Genomic DNA, 14,076 nt, shown 5'->3' with positions numbered 1-14,076 from the left:
GTCAGCCACTCCGGCGTTTGTGGAACGGGGGTTCGGGGGCGGAGCCCTCGATTCGGAAACGGGCGGGGTGGGGAAAGGCCTCCCACCTGCCGGGCGTCGGGCAGTATCCCTGCATGCGCTCCCCCACACTCGCCCCACCGCCCACTCGTGCCCCTCACGCCCGTGCCGTCGCCGGCTGGACCGGGGTCCTCGCCCTCGCGCTGCTGGTGCTGGTGGTCGCCGGCTGGGGTCCGCTCATGGCGTTCGACCGGGCGGTGGCGGAGGCACTGCACGCGTCGGCGGTGAGCAGCCCGGTCGCCACGGGCGTCAACCGGGTGCTGACGGACTGGGTGTGGGACCCGTGGACGATGCGGGGCCTGGTCGCGGTGGTGGCCGTCGTGTTGTGGCGGCGCGGCGAGCGGTGGCCGGCGGGGCTGCTCGTGGTGGTGAGCGTGCTGGCGTCCGGCCTCCAGCAGGCGCTGAAGGCGCTGGTGGGCCGGGACCGGCCGCGGTGGGAGGACCCCGTGGACGCGGCCGACTTCGCGGCGTTCCCGTCGGGTCATGCCATGACCGTGGTGGTGACGTTCGGCCTGCTGTGGTGGGTGGCCGTGACCCACGGGGCGCGGGCGGCACGTGCGGCGCGGCCCCTGGTGGCGGTGGGCGTGGTGTCGGCCGTCGGCGTGGGGCTGACCCGGGTGTACCTCGGGGTGCACTGGGTGTCCGACGTGGTGGCCGGGTGGCTGCTGGGCGCCTGCGTGGTGGCCCTGGCGATCGCCGTGCACGCCCGCCACATGGCCGGCCGGCGCGGCTGAAGTGGCTCCGACCTGGGGAAAAGGGCCATCCGGACCGGACGATCCCCCGCGTCGCCCGGTCCGGATGGCACGCCCCGGCCGTCGGCGCGATGCGTCGCGACAGGGACGCGCTGAGTATATTGGCTGGGAGCCAGTCAACGCAGGAGTTAAGCATGTCCCCGCGGAGCGCATCGGTCAATGAAGAGCTTCGCCGGCGATCCCGCGAGCGGCTCCTCCAGGCGACGGTGGAGCTCGTGGCGCAGCGCGGGTACGAGGAGACGACGCTCGGCGACATCGCGGACCGGGCGGGTTCGGCGCGCGGTCTGATCTCGTACTACTTCCCCGGCAAGCGGCAGCTGCTGCAGTCGGCGGTGCACCGGCTGATGCACCGCACGCTGGAGGCCGCGCTGGAGCGGGAGCCGCGCAGCGAGGACGGCCGGGAGCGGCTGGCGCGGGCCATCGACGCGATCCTGGGCCTGGCGGTGGACGAGCCGCGGCTCATGCGGACCCACATGGCGGGGATCCTCCAGGCCGAGGGGTTCGTGCAGTGTCCGGAGCAGCAGCGGCTCGCCGCCCTGTTGAAGGACACGGTGGAGCGCTACGGCTCGCGGGACGTCGACGCCGACTATCCGCTGCTGCGGGCGCTGCTGATGGGCGCCGTGTTCGCGGTGCTGCTTCCGGGGGCGCCGATGCCGAGGGCGCGGCTGCGCGCGGAGCTGTTCCAGCGGTACGGCCTGGACTGGGAGCTGGGCGTTCCGCCGGACGACGGGCCGGATGGCCGGCCGCCCGGCGGAACGGGTGGTGCGGTGGAGCCGGTGCCTGAGGCGGCCGGCGTGGCTCAGCGGTCGAAGTCGTCGAAGTAGTCGGGCTGCGTCTGTACGTTCAGCTCGTCCATCCGGACCCGCTTGGCCGGGTCCGTACGACGGTCGTCGAGTTTCAGGACGTCGAGGCCCTTCTTCTCGTCGTTCGAGTAGATGTAGCCGTTGTAGTAGTACGCGGACCAGGTGCCGCCCCCGACGAGTGTGTCGGCGCTGAGCGGACCGCGCTCGAAGTAGGCGATCTCCTTGGGGCGGTCGGAGTCGGTGAAGTCCCAGACGGAGACGCCGCCCTGGTACCAGGACTGGACCATGAGGTCCTTGCCCTTGACCGGGATGAGCGAGCCGTTGTGGGCGACGCAGTTCTCGGTGTCGGCCTGGTGGCGGCCGATCTTGTAGTAGCTGCGGAAGACCAGCTTGCGGTGGTCGCCCCTGCCGACGATGTCGTAGATGCCGTCGGCGCCGCGGTTCGGGCCGGTGCGCTCGTTGCAGGTGGCGGCGACGCCGCCGCCCAGCTCGTCGGTGAAGACCACCTTGTTCGCCTTCTGGTTGAAGGTGGCGGAGTGCCAGAAGGCGAAGTTGGTGTTGTCCTGGACCCGGTCGATCACCTTGGGCCGCTCGGGGTCCTTGATGGAGAACAGGATCCCGTCGCCCATGCAGGCGCCGGCGGCCAGGTCCTTGGAGGGCAGCACCGTGATGTCGTGGCAGCCGGTGGTCTTGCTGACGCCCGGGTTGGTGGGCGCGCCGGGGTTGCCGCCGCCGTCGGGGCCCTCGCCGGGGAACAGCACCGGGAAGCCGACGACGGCCGCCTTCTCGGGCGCGCTGCGCGGGACCTTGATGACGGAGATGCCGTCGTGCGGGGGCCGGCAGTCCGGGAAGGTGGCGTTCGGCGAGTAGGAGGAGACGTAGACGTAGACGTTCTTGCCGTGCGGCACGAGCGTGTGGGTGTGCGAGCCGCAGGCGGTCTCGACGGAGGCGACGTACTTCGGGTTGCGGATGTCGCTGATGTCGAAGATCTTCATGCCTTCCCAGGACGACTTCTCGGTCGCCGGCTGGGAGGTGCTCTGGCAGGAGTCGTCGTTGCGCGACGAGTCGGTGGACAGGAAGAGCAGGTTCCCGGAGACGGAGATGTCGTTCTGGGCGCCCGGGCAGAGCACCTGGGCGACGGTCTCCGGGTGGGCCGGGTCGCTGATGTCGAAGATGCGGAAGCCGTCGTAGTTGCCCGCGAAGACGTAGTCGTCCTGGAAGGCCAGGTCCGTGTTGATGCCGGTGAAGACCTCGCGCGGGATGTTGGCGACGAGCTTCATGTTGGAGCTGTGGACGATCTCGTCCACGCCCGGGATCTCCCCGCTCGCGATGGCCGCCCTGGTCGCGGCCTCCTGCTGGGCGGAGACCCCTCCCCGGTCGGTCGGCGCGTCACCCGGGTCGGGCGTCGCCGCGGCGGGCCCTGCCGTCAGCAGGGTGGCGACGAGGCCGGCGACGGCGGTGGCCACGCCGAAACGTCTGCGCCGCGCACGAGTGGTACGCAACAAGGTCACGTGCGTCCTCCCAAGATTGCCGTTCGGGTCGAACGGTTCATTGACCACGGCAGTATCTTCCTTTGCATGCACATCTCAACAGATGGCAACAGAGACGTAGTGGAACCGGGACCCCAACCGACTGCGGAGGGCGGCGTGTTGACGCACGGGAGAACGGGTGGACGCGGCGCCGGACGCACCGCGGCCGCGGTGCTGCTGGCCGTGCTCACCCTGGCGGCCTGCGAGTCGGAGCCTTCCTCCTCCGCGGCGAAACCGCAGGTCGGAGTGGGTGCGAGCGGCAGTGTGCTGGCACCCGGGAAGCCCGGGGAGCCGGCCAGGACACTGTCGCCGGAGGAGGCCGCGTCCGCGCTTCCCGACGACTCCCCCAACCCCGCCGACTTCTCCTACACCCGGATGATGATCGTCCACCATCAACAGGCGCTGCGCATGACGGCGTTGGCGCCGAAGCAGGCGGCATCGGAGCAGGTGAGGAACCTGGCGGCGCGGATCGACGCGGCGCAGCGGCCGGAAATCGACGCCATGCGAGGTTGGCTGAAAATCCATGGTGACAAGAAGCCGTCGGACGGGCATGGCACCGGCCACGGGCACAGCGATCACGGGTCGGGGACGATGCCGGGCATGGCCACGGAGGCGCAGCTGACCCAGCTGGCGGCGGCCCGGGGCGAGGCGTTCGACGAACTGTTCCTCCAGCTGATGATCACCCACCACCAGGGCGCCCTCGTCATGGCCGGGGACGTACTGGGGCAGGGGCGGAACAACCAGGTGCAGGAGATGGCGAACGACGTGATCGCCCAGCAGACGGCCGAGATCAACCGGATGCGCTCGATGTGAGGTACCCGCCTGCCGCGCGGACGCGCTCCATGTGAGGGACCCGCGCGCGCCGGCACCCTCCCGTGAGGCGGGTGCCGGTGGGATGCTGGAATCCCCTGCGGGAAGGAGCGCAGCCGTGCTTCGAGTCGCCGTGGTCGGTTCCGGCCCCAGTGGGGTCTACACCGCCCAGTCCCTCGTCGAGCAGACACTGGTACCCGACGTACGGGTCGACGTGCTGGACCGGCTGCCGTGCCCGTACGGGCTCGTGCGGTACGGGGTGGCGCCGGACCACGAGAAGATCAAGTCGCTCCAGCAGAACCTGCGGACCGTGCTGGAGCACGACCGCATCGGCTTCGTCGGGAACGTCCCCGTCGGTGAGGACGGGGTGCCGCCCGAACGGCTGCTGGAGCTGTACCACGCGGTCGTGTACTGCGTGGGGGCCGCCCGCGACCGCAGGCTCGGCGTACCGGGCGAGGACCTGGCGGGCAGCTGCTCGGCCACCGACTTCGTCTCCTGGTACAGCGCCCACCCGGACGCCGTGACGCACGCCTTCGCGCTGGACGGCCGCTCCGCCGTGGTCATCGGCGTGGGCAACGTGGCCGTCGACGTGACGCGGATCCTGGCCAGGGGGCCGGACGAGCTGCGGCCCACCGACGTGCCGGAGGCCGCGCTCGGCGCGCTGGCGGCGAGCGGGGTCCGCGAGGTGCACATGGTGGGCCGCCGGGGCCCGTCGCAGGCCCGGTTCACCACCAAGGAGCTGCGCGAACTCGGCGCGCTGCCCTCGGCCCGGGTCGCCGTGGAGCCCTCGGACCTGGCGCTGGACCCGGCGTACGCCGACCCGTCCGGGCTTCCGGCGGTCAACCGCCGCAACCTCGAGGTCGTCCGGGGCTGGGCGGACCGCCCGCCGGAGCCGTCCGGCGCCTCCCGCACCATCCGGCTGCGCTTCTTCCTGCGTCCCGTCGAGATCCTGGACGACGGGGCCGGCCGGGTGGCCGGGGTGCGGTTCGAGCGGACGGTGCCGGACGGCACGGGCGGCGTACGGGGCACGGGGACGTACGAGGACATCGGGGCGGGCCTCGTGCTGCGGGCCGTCGGCTACCGGGGCGCGCCTCCGGCGGGCCTGCCGTTCGACCCGGCGCGCGGCACGGTCCCGCACGCGGCGGGGCGGGTCCTGCGGGACGGGGCACCGTCGCCGGGCGAGTACGTGGCGGGCTGGATCAAGCGGGGTCCGACCGGCGTGATCGGCACCAACCGCCCGTGTGCCAAGGAGACCGCCGGCTCGCTCCTGGCGGACGCCCAGTGGCTGGCCCGCCGCACGGTGCTCGACGACCCGGTCGCGGTGCTGCGGGCATGGGGTCTGCACCCGGTGGAGTGGTCGGGCTGGCAGGCCATCGAACAGGCGGAGGCAGCCCTCGGCCGAAGCCTGGGCCGCGGCCCGGTCAAGATCCCCGACTGGCCGGGGCTCCTGGCGGCGGCGTCGAACGGCGACTGAGGGGCGGCCGGGGGCGGGTGCGCGGAGGCCCTGGGCGGACGGCCCGGCGGCGGGCGTGGCGGGGCGATGACCTGGGGTTCTGGGGTGTCGGGGGGCCGCTGTCAGTGGTCGGGTGCAGACTGGCCCGTATCCGTGACAAAGGCGTCCTGGAGGTGTCGGCATGACCGACGTACTGCTGACCGTAGGCACCCGCAAGGGACTCTTCATCGGCCGCAGGCGCGGCGGCAGGTGGGGGTTCGACGGCCCGTTCTTCAACGCGCAGGCCGTGTACGCGATCGGTATCGACAAGCGACGCAGCACGCCCCGGCTGCTGGTCGGCGCGGACAGCACGCACTGGGGCCCTTCGGTGTTCCACTCCGACGACCTCGGCGCCACCTGGACGGAGCCGACGGCGCCGGCCGTCAAGTTCCCGCAGGACACGGGTGCTTCGCTGGAGCGGGTGTGGCAGCTGCACCCGGCGGGGCCCGCGGCGCCGGGCGTCGTGTACGCGGGGACGCAACCCGCCGCGCTCTTCCGGTCGGTGGACGAGGGGGAGACGTTCGAGCTGGTGCGGCCGCTGTGGGAGCACCCGACGCGGTCCCAGTGGCAGCCCGGCTTCGGCGGCGAGGCGCTCCACACGGTGATCACCGACCCGCGCGATCCGGACGCCGTGACGGTCGCGGTGTCGGCCGCCGGGGTGTTCCGTACGCACGACGGCGGGGCCACGTGGTCGCCGTCGAACGAGGGCGTGTCGGCCGTGTTCCTGCCGGACCAGCACCCGAAGTTCGGGCAGTGCGTGCACAAGATCGCGCAGGACGCGGGGGACCCCGACCGGCTGTACCTCCAGAACCACTGGGGGGTCTACCGCAGCGACGACTCCGGTGGGCACTGGACCGACATCGGCTCCGGCCTGCCGTCCACGTTCGGCTTCGCGGCCGTCGCGCACCCGCACCGCGCGGACGTGGCGTACGTCTTCCCCATCACCGCCGACTCGGACCGCGTGCCCGCGGAGCGCCGGTGCCGCGTCTACCGTACGAGTGACGCGGGCAGCACGTGGGAGCCGCTGTCGGAGGGCCTGCCCGAGGGCGCCCACTACGGGACGGTGCTGCGCGACGCGATGTGTGTGGACGACGCGGACCCGGCGGGCGTGTACTTCGGCAACCGCAACGGCGAGGTGTACGCGAGCGCGGACGAGGGCGACAGCTGGCGGTTGCTGGCCTCGCACCTGCCGGACGTGCTGTGCGTGCGGGCGACGGCCGTCGAGTGAGAACGGGCCATGTGTTGCGCCAGTAGAGTGACGGCCGTGGCAGCACGACCGTTGAACGAAATCGTCGAACCGGGCTGGGCCGATGCGCTCGCCCCCGTGGCCGAACGCGTCGCCGCGATGGGGGACTTCCTCCGTGCGGAGATCGCCGCGGGACGCACCTACCTCCCTGCGGGGCCGAACGTCCTGCGGGCGTTCCAGCAGCCGTTCGACGAGGTGAAAGTCCTGATCGTCGGCCAGGACCCGTATCCGACACCGGGGCACGCGGTGGGGCTCAGCTTCTCGGTGGCGCCCGATGTGCGTCCGTTGCCGGGCAGCCTGGAGAACATCTTCCGTGAGCTGCACGCGGATCTGGGCCTGCCCCGGCCGTCCAACGGCGATCTGACGCCGTGGACGCGGCAGGGCGTGCTGCTGCTCAACAGGGCGCTCACCACGGCGCCGCGCCGCCCGGCCGCGCACCGCGGCAAGGGGTGGGAGGAGGTGACCGAGCAGGCCATCAGGGCACTCGTCGCGCGCGGCAAGCCGCTGGTGTCCGTGCTGTGGGGCCGGGACGCCCGCAACCTGCGCCCGCTGCTCGGCGACCTCCCGGCGATCGAGTCGGCGCACCCCTCGCCCATGTCGGCGGACCGCGGCTTCTTCGGCTCGCGCCCGTTCAGCCGCACCAACGAACTGCTGCTGCGTCAGGGCGCCGAACCGGTCGACTGGCGCCTGCCATGACCCCCGCCCCGGCGCCCGCGCCGCACTCCGACTGGGTCCTGGGCATCGACTCGGGCGGCTCGGGGTTGCGGATCGGCATCGCGTTCGCGGACGCCGTCGGTGCACCGGGGGCCGGGGCGGCAGCGTCGGGCGCGGGCGAGTGGCGGCCGGGGACGGCCGGCCCGGCCGGGCCGGAGGCAGAGCCCTCGGGCGGGGCCTCGCCGGATGGGGCTCCGCCGCACGGGGCTCGGCCCGATGGGGCCTGGCCGGATGGAGCCTCGCTGCGGTCTGTGGAGTTCGTGGCGCTGGGTGAGCCCGTGCCGACCGGGGATCGTGGGATCGATGCCGGGTGGCTTGTGGGGCGGATCGTGCCGGTCGCCGAGGAGTTGGCGGCGAAGGCCGGGGCCGAGGGCCCGCCCGCGGCGGCCGCCCTCGGAGCGGCCGGGATGGCGGCGCTCGGGGACGAGTTGAGGGCCGTGCTGCCGGGTGCGCTGCGCCGCGCGCTCGGGGTGCGGCACCTCGCGCTGGCCTCCGACGCCGTGACGGCCTACGCGGGCGCGCTGGGCCAGCGGCCCGGCACCGTGGTCGCCGCGGGCACGGGCATGGTCGCGCTGGGCACGGACCTGTCCCGCTGGCGCCGCGCCGACGGCTGGGGCCATCTGCTGGGCGACTGCGGCAGCGGCGCCTGGATCGGCCGGGCCGGCCTGGAGGCCGCGCTGCGCGCCCATGACGGGCGGCGGGGCGGCTCCCCCGCGCTCCTGGCCCGCGCCGAGGCGGTGTTCGGCCCGGTGGCGGGACTTCCGGGGCGGCTCTACCCGCGTACGGACCGGGCCGCCGTGCTCGCGTCGTTCGCCCCCGAGGTCGCGGCCTGCGCGCCCGGCGATCCCGTGGCCGCGGGCGTCCTCGCGCGGGCCGCGCGGCACATCGCGGAGGCCGCGGCCGCCGTTCATCCCAGGGGCGGTGGGGGCGTTGTCGCACTGACGGGTGGTCTCTTCCGGATCGGCGACCCGCTGCTCGTACCGCTGCGGGAGGAGCTGGCCGCGCAACTGCCGGATGCGCGGCAGGTCTCCGCGGCCGGCGACCCGCTCTCCGGCGCGCTGGCGGTCGCCGCGGCGCTGGCGGGGGGCATCCTGCGGCTGCCCGGGGAGCCCGGAATGCTGGACACGTTTCGCGACGAGCGAATCATCGGACAAACATATTCATAGGGGGCGGGAATACCCCCTCGCCGAACAGTGGGCCAGGCAAAACCAGTAGCATGCGGCGCCATGAGCTCCCCCACTGGGCCCGCTTCCGGCCTGCCTGTACGAATGCCGCGACCCCGCCAGTCCGGGCGGCACCGTCGCCCCGAACCCCTGGCGGCGCCCGAGGGCGCGCCCGCACTCGTCCTCGCCGTTCCCGGCACGCCTTCCGCCGCTGTGCGCAGCCTGGCGGAAGAGCTCGTGAGCATCGCCCGCTCCGAGCTGCCCGGCCTGGAGGCCGGGATCGGCTTCCTCGAGGGGGACGACACCGAGTACGCCTCGCTGCCGGCGATCCTGAAGCAGGCGGACGCGCTGCGGGTCGAGCGCTACGAGCTGGCCAGGGCCGCGGGCCGCGAGGTCGCCGAGCCCGAGGGCCCGGCCGCCGTCGTGGTGCCGCTGCTGGTCGGCCCGGACGCCGAGCTGATGGCCCGCATACAGCACGCGGTCGCCGACAGCGGCGTGGCCGCGGAGCTGACCGATGTGCTGGGGCCGCACCCGCTGCTGGCCGAGGCGCTGCACGTCCGGCTCTCCGAGGCGGGCCTGGCGCGCGCGGACCGCGCGCGGCTGTTCACCGTCGCGACGGCGGCCGACGGCATCGTGCTGGTCACGACCGGCGGTGACGAGGCGGTGCAGGCGGCCGGTATCACCGGCATGCTGCTGGCTGCGCGGCTCGCGGTGCCGGTGATGGCCGCCGCGCTGGACCGCGAGGGTTCGGTGGCGGCCGTGGCGGAGCAGCTGCGCGGCGCCGGTTCGGCGCAGCTGGCGCTCGCTCCGTACGTGGTGGGCCCCGAGGTGGCCGACGGACTGCTGGACGACGCGGCGAAGGCGGCGGACTGCCCGGTGGCCGAGCCGCTCGGCGCGTACCCGGCGGTCGGCAAGCTCGTGCTGTCGCAGTACATGACGCTGCTGGGCATCTCCCCGCAGTCGCAGGGGGCTCCCGCCCACTGACGGCTCGGTGGAGCCGACGAAGGCCGTAAGGGAGGGCCCGCACCGCGGCAGCGCGGTGCGGGCCCTCTCATGTCCGCCCGCCCCGGCCCCGATCGGTCCCGGGTGTCAGACGAACACCACGCAGGACGCGGCCGGGGCGGCCACGGAGCCCGCACGGGCGGGGATGCCGGTCTCCGGGTCGATGTCGAACCAGGTCACGTCCCCGGAGCGCTCGTTGGCGACGTAGAGCCTGCGCCCGGAAGGGTCGAGGGCGAGGTCACGGGGCCAGGTCCCGCCGCACGGCACCGTGGCGACGAGGCGGACCCCCTCGTACGTCCCGTCGACCGCCAGCACCGCGAGGGTGTCGTCGCCGCGCACGGCGGCCCACACGAACCGTCCGTCGCGCGAGACGGCGAGGGCGGAGGGGTAGCCGGTGCCCTCGGCGCCCGCGGGCCGTACGGGGACTTCCGCGACGGGGGCGAGGGCGCCTTCCCGAGCGTCCCAGCGGCACACCGTCAGGGTGGGCGCCAGCTCGCCCAGGACGTAGACGTGGCGGCCCGCCGGGTGGAACGCCAGGTGGCGCGGTCCGGTGCCGGCCCGCAGCCGGGTCTCGGCCCGGACGGTGAGCGCGCCGGTGGCCGGGTCGAGCGCGCAGACGCGTACGGAGTCGGTGCCGAGGTCCACACTGAGGAGCCGGCGGCCGTCGGGGGCGGGCAGCACCTGGTGGGCGTGCGGGCCGGCCTGGCGGTCGGGGTCGGGCCCGGCGCCCTGGTGGCGCAGGAGCCCCGTGACCGGTCCGGGCACGCCGTCGGGGCCCACGGGCTGGGCGCTGACGCTGCCGGAGCCGTAGTGCGCGGTCAGGACATGACCGGCCGCGTACGCCAGGTGGGTCGGCCCGGAGCCGCCCACGGGCACGGGGGCGCCGAGCAGGCGCGGTACGGGCCCCGTCACGTCGAACGCTGCGACGGCACCCCGGTCGGTCTCGGAGACGGCGTACAGGACCCGGCCGTCGGGCCCGGGCGCCAGGAACGAGGGTTCGGCCAGTTCGCCGGCCGCGCCGGTGAGGGCCAAGGCACCGGTGGCCGGATCGACGGCGGCGGCCAGGATGCCACGCCCCCCGGCGGACGTGAACGACCCGACGAAGGCGCGCCGCCCACGCCCGTCCACGGCAACCGGCGCCCCGGCCGTCACGGGCCCGGTCACCGCCGATCCCCCGACGGCCGGGCGAGTCGTCGAAGCCCCGGTACCCGCAGGCCTGTCGCCCGGTGCCCCGGCCACGGCCTGCGGTGTCGGAGCCGCTCCCCGAGCTGGTGCCGGGCGTCGTGTGGTCCGTTCGTCCGCGTCTGTCACCGCGCTGCCCCTCTCCGTCGGGCGTGCCTCCGCTACGGCGCCGACGGTAGCAGCTGCGGTCTAGACCAACTGGGCCGTATTCAGCGGAGCGCGGGGTGAGGTGTGCAGCGGCGTCGCGAGGTCGGCGAGCGCCCTCTCCAGGCCGTGCAGGTGGTGCAGCGCGGCCTCGGCACCGGGGTGGTGCGGGGCGCGTGCGGCGGACGCGGGCAGCACCACGCGGGCCGGGCGGCGCTCGGCCGCGGCCTCGGGCGCCGCCGGCGCAGCCGTGCGGTCGGCCGTCGGTGCGACCAGGGCCTGCACCGCGGCCTCCACCCGCCAGCAGGCCGCCGCGAGCCGTGCGTCGTGCGAGGCGTCGGGGTCGGCGGCGACCGCCGCGAGGCCCCGTACCTCGCGGGCGCAGTCGTCGAGCAGGGCCAGCACCTGGCGGGCGCGGGCCTTGCGGGCGCGCAGCGGGCTCAGCGGGTGCACCAGGGGCGCGATGGACAGCCGTACGCGACCGAGCAGCGCCTCCAGTTCGGCCACGCGCGGGGCGGGGTCGGCCGTCGGGGAGCCGGCCAGGCGGGCGGCGGCCTCGGCGGTGCAACGGTGCACGCAGCGCAGCGCCTGCTGGATCCACGCGTCGTTGACGGCGTGCGTGGTGATGGGAAGGACGAACAGCACGGCGAGCGCCGCGCCCAGCGCGCCGACCCCGGTCTCGGCCACCCGCAGGGCCAGCAGCGAGGGGTCGAGGACGCCGAGCAGCCCGTACAGCAGGCTGACCATGACGGTCACGAAGAACATCATCCAGCTGTAGGAGACGGCGGCCGTGTAGAAGATGCCGAAGACGCAGACGGCGACGAGCGCGGCGGTCGGCGCGACGGAGCCGTGCACGGGGACGGCGACGGCCAGGCCCGCGACGATGCCGACGACCGTGCCGAGGACGCGGCGGAAGCCCCGTACGAGGGTCTCGCCGCGCGAGGTGGTGTTCACGAAGATCCACCAGGCGGCGCCGACCGCCCAGTACCAGCGCTCCTGCGACAGCAGCTGCCCCACGGCCAGGGCGAACGCGCCGGCCACGGCGACCTGCACGGCCTGCCTGGTCGTGGCCCGCGCGAGGCCCGTACCGCCGCCGGGCAGGCCCGGCACGGCGGGTGGGGGCAGCCGGCGCTCGTAGCACCACAGCCCGAACCGGACGACGGACGAGGTGAGGACGGCGAGGAGCACGGCCGAGTACAGCTCGGGGAGCTGCGCGGGCTCCGAGCGCAGGAACTGCGCGACGAAGTACGTCATGAACGCGAAGACGCCCAGCGAGTGCCCGCGCGGCCCCCAGCGCCGGGCGTACACGCCGGCGCCGGCGACGGCGAGGAACGCGAGGTCCCGCGCCAGCGGTTCGCCGTGCAGGACGGCCGCGAGGGCGAGGACCGGCAGCCCGACGACGGGCAGCAGCGCGGTGGTGACGGCCTGCCCGCGCACGGTGGCGTCGGTGACGGTGAACAGCGCGAGGAGCGCGGCGAGACCGCCGGTGATGACGGCGGGGAGGGAGTGACCCGTGAGGCCGCAGACGGCCACGGCCGGGCCGATGCCGAGGACGGACCGGGTGGCGCTGCGCAGCCGCAGCCGCCCCGGATCCGGAGCCACGAACATCCTCTTCAGCACTGCTTGCCCGCCCCTTCGACGTACTGACATGAATGCGACATGAAAAAGGCGCCGCGGAATCCGCAGCGCCATCGACCTCCCCATGACAACATCCCGCGCCCCAGTGGCTCAAGTGGCTCCGGGATCACTGGGCCATTGGCCCACCGAACGGCTCGCGACTGGGCCAGTGCATGGGCCAACGGGTTACCCGGACCGCCTCGGCCACGGAGCCGGGGGCACGGTGGCCGGAAAAATGGCGGGCCCTCGCTCAACCATCGGCAGCCGGGCTGCGTCGCCGCCCAGACTGGGCCATGCGTCCGACTTTCCTCATCCGCCGGCGGACGGTGGCGACCCTGCTCGCCACCGCCGCCGCGCTGCTGTCCCTGACGACCCCGGCGGCCGCCGCTCCGGCCGCCCGGCCCGCCGCCTCCGCGCAGGTGCCCGCCGGGGTGACGGCGGGCGTCGCCGTCTTCGACCGGCAGACCGGCACGTTCACCGAGCAGCTCAACACGAGCACGCGGTTCCGCTCGGCGTCCGTCGTGAAGCTGCTCCTCACCCTCGACTTCCTGTGGAACCGCGGCCCCGCCTACTCGATCCCGGATGCCGACCGGGCCCGGCTGGAGCCGATGCTGCGCAGCAGCGACGACAGCGCGGCCAACCACTACTGGTCCACGTACGGCGGCTCGGCGATCATCGACCGGATGGTCTCCCGCCTCGGGCTGGCCGACACCGCGCCGCCGCCCGCCGGCTACCCGGGCTACTGGGGTTACACGTCCCTGTCGGCCCGCGACACGGTGACGATCTACCGGTACGTCCTCGACCGCGCGCCCGCTCCCGTGCGGGACTTCGTCATGACGAACCTGCGCCAGTCCACCCGCTGCGCCTCCGACCGCTTCGACCAGCACTTCGGCATCGCCGGCGCCTTCGACCGCCCGTGGGCGGTCAAGCAGGGCTGGTCCGGCAAGTACGCGGCCGGCACGTGCGGCTCCGGCACCACGACGACGGCCACCTCGGCCACCACCGCATCGGCCACCACCGCGTCCACGAGCACCGCATCGGCGAGCGCCACCGCCGCCGACGTGGACCTCGTCCGCCCGGCGCTGCACTCCACCGGCACCGTCGGCGCCGGCGACCGCTCCATCGTGGCCGTCCTCACCCTGCACCCCGAGGGCACGACGTACGGCAAGGCGTACACGGACATCGGCCGGCTGACCCGGTCCCTCGACGTGCCGGGCGGCGTGCGGCCCGCCGGTACCTGGTTCGGCACCTGGGGGTCGGGCGTGAACGTCCGGCCGGACGCGTCGACGGGCCGCGATCCGCTGACGAAGCTGCCCGACGGGGTGGAGGTCCTGGTCGGTTGCCAGAAGCGCGGCGAGACCGTCACCGTCCCGCCGTACACCAACGACTGGTGGGCGTACCTGCCCCAGTACGGCGGCTACATCAGCAACATCTACATCAGCTCGCCCGGCAACCAGCTGCCCGGCGTGCCGGTCTGCGGCACCACTCCCTAGCCGCGGGGCCGCACGGGGTGGGCCATTGGTACAGTCGGCAGGGGAAAGGCCCGGCCGGGAGGAGGCCAGCGA

General features: G+C 74.2%; 12 protein-coding genes. 9 read left to right on the top strand and 3 right to left on the bottom strand.

Annotation, left to right across the window (positions count from 1 at the left end):
• The first annotated feature begins 113 nt into the window (after nt 1–113).
• Nucleotides 114–791 carry a phosphatase PAP2 family protein gene (locus ABEB09_RS29435; protein WP_345692945.1) on the top strand — a complete coding sequence of 226 codons (678 nt, stop codon included), beginning with the start codon at nt 114–116 and terminating at the stop codon, nt 789–791.
• Between the two features lie 152 nt (nt 792–943).
• Nucleotides 944–1,633, top strand: a complete 690-nt coding sequence (locus ABEB09_RS29430; protein WP_345692944.1) for a TetR/AcrR family transcriptional regulator — start codon at nt 944–946, stop codon at nt 1,631–1,633.
• Here the strand turns inward: ABEB09_RS29430 and ABEB09_RS29425 are convergent.
• Nucleotides 1,609–3,123, bottom strand: coding sequence for an LVIVD repeat-containing protein (locus ABEB09_RS29425; RefSeq protein ID WP_345692943.1), 1,515 nt, complete (start codon nt 3,121–3,123; stop codon nt 1,609–1,611). The genes ABEB09_RS29430 and ABEB09_RS29425 overlap by 25 nt on opposite strands.
• 138 nt (nt 3,124–3,261) lie before the next feature.
• Between ABEB09_RS29425 and ABEB09_RS29420 the strand changes: the two genes are divergently transcribed.
• The 6 genes from ABEB09_RS29420 (at nt 3,262) to ABEB09_RS29395 (ending at nt 9,550) form a co-directional block, all read left to right on the top strand.
• A complete protein-coding gene (locus ABEB09_RS29420) occupies nt 3,262–3,954 on the top strand; it encodes a DUF305 domain-containing protein (RefSeq protein ID WP_345694125.1) in 693 nt (230 codons plus the stop codon).
• Between the two features lie 115 nt (nt 3,955–4,069).
• A complete protein-coding gene (locus ABEB09_RS29415; RefSeq protein ID WP_345692942.1) occupies nt 4,070–5,425 on the top strand; it encodes an FAD-dependent oxidoreductase in 1,356 nt (451 codons plus the stop codon).
• Nucleotides 5,426–5,585: 160 nt separating this feature from the next.
• On the top strand, nt 5,586–6,671 hold the full coding sequence (locus tag ABEB09_RS29410; protein ID WP_345692941.1) for a WD40/YVTN/BNR-like repeat-containing protein: 1,086 nt from the start codon (nt 5,586–5,588) through the stop codon (nt 6,669–6,671).
• A gap of 36 nt (nt 6,672–6,707) precedes the next feature.
• The gene (locus ABEB09_RS29405; RefSeq protein WP_345692940.1) at nt 6,708–7,385 is read left to right on the top strand and encodes a uracil-DNA glycosylase; all 678 of its coding nucleotides are present in this window, start codon (nt 6,708–6,710) and stop codon (nt 7,383–7,385) included.
• Nucleotides 7,382–8,569 carry an N-acetylglucosamine kinase gene (locus ABEB09_RS29400; protein ID WP_345692939.1) on the top strand — a complete coding sequence of 396 codons (1,188 nt, stop codon included), beginning with the start codon at nt 7,382–7,384 and terminating at the stop codon, nt 8,567–8,569. The genes ABEB09_RS29405 and ABEB09_RS29400 overlap by 4 nt, the downstream gene beginning before the upstream one ends.
• 60 nt (nt 8,570–8,629) lie before the next feature.
• On the top strand, nt 8,630–9,550 hold the full coding sequence (locus tag ABEB09_RS29395) for a sirohydrochlorin chelatase (RefSeq protein WP_345692938.1): 921 nt from the start codon (nt 8,630–8,632) through the stop codon (nt 9,548–9,550).
• A gap of 105 nt (nt 9,551–9,655) precedes the next feature.
• Here the strand turns inward: ABEB09_RS29395 and ABEB09_RS29390 are convergent, their stop codons facing one another.
• Together ABEB09_RS29390 and ABEB09_RS29385 are read right to left on the bottom strand one after the other, a co-directional pair.
• Complete coding sequence (locus tag ABEB09_RS29390) at nt 9,656–10,732, bottom strand: lactonase family protein (RefSeq protein ID WP_345692937.1); 1,077 nt, start codon at nt 10,730–10,732, stop codon at nt 9,656–9,658.
• A gap of 207 nt (nt 10,733–10,939) precedes the next feature.
• Nucleotides 10,940–12,514: an FUSC family protein gene (locus ABEB09_RS29385; protein ID WP_345692936.1), complete on the bottom strand. Its 1,575-nt coding sequence runs from the start codon at nt 12,512–12,514 to the stop codon at nt 10,940–10,942.
• A gap of 290 nt (nt 12,515–12,804) precedes the next feature.
• Here ABEB09_RS29385 and ABEB09_RS29380 point away from each other — a divergent pair, with 290 nt between their 5' ends.
• Nucleotides 12,805–14,004 (top strand): hypothetical protein, encoded by a 1,200-nt coding sequence (locus ABEB09_RS29380; protein WP_345692935.1) that lies wholly within the window; start codon nt 12,805–12,807, stop codon nt 14,002–14,004.
• Nucleotides 14,005–14,076: the final 72 nt, after the last annotated feature.

The sequence above is a fragment of the Streptomyces coeruleoprunus genome, assembly GCF_039542925.1.
GTDB classification, from domain to species: Bacteria; Actinomycetota; Actinomycetes; order Streptomycetales; family Streptomycetaceae; genus Streptomyces; species Streptomyces coeruleoprunus.
This window is presented reverse-complemented; position numbering and strand designations above follow the sequence as displayed.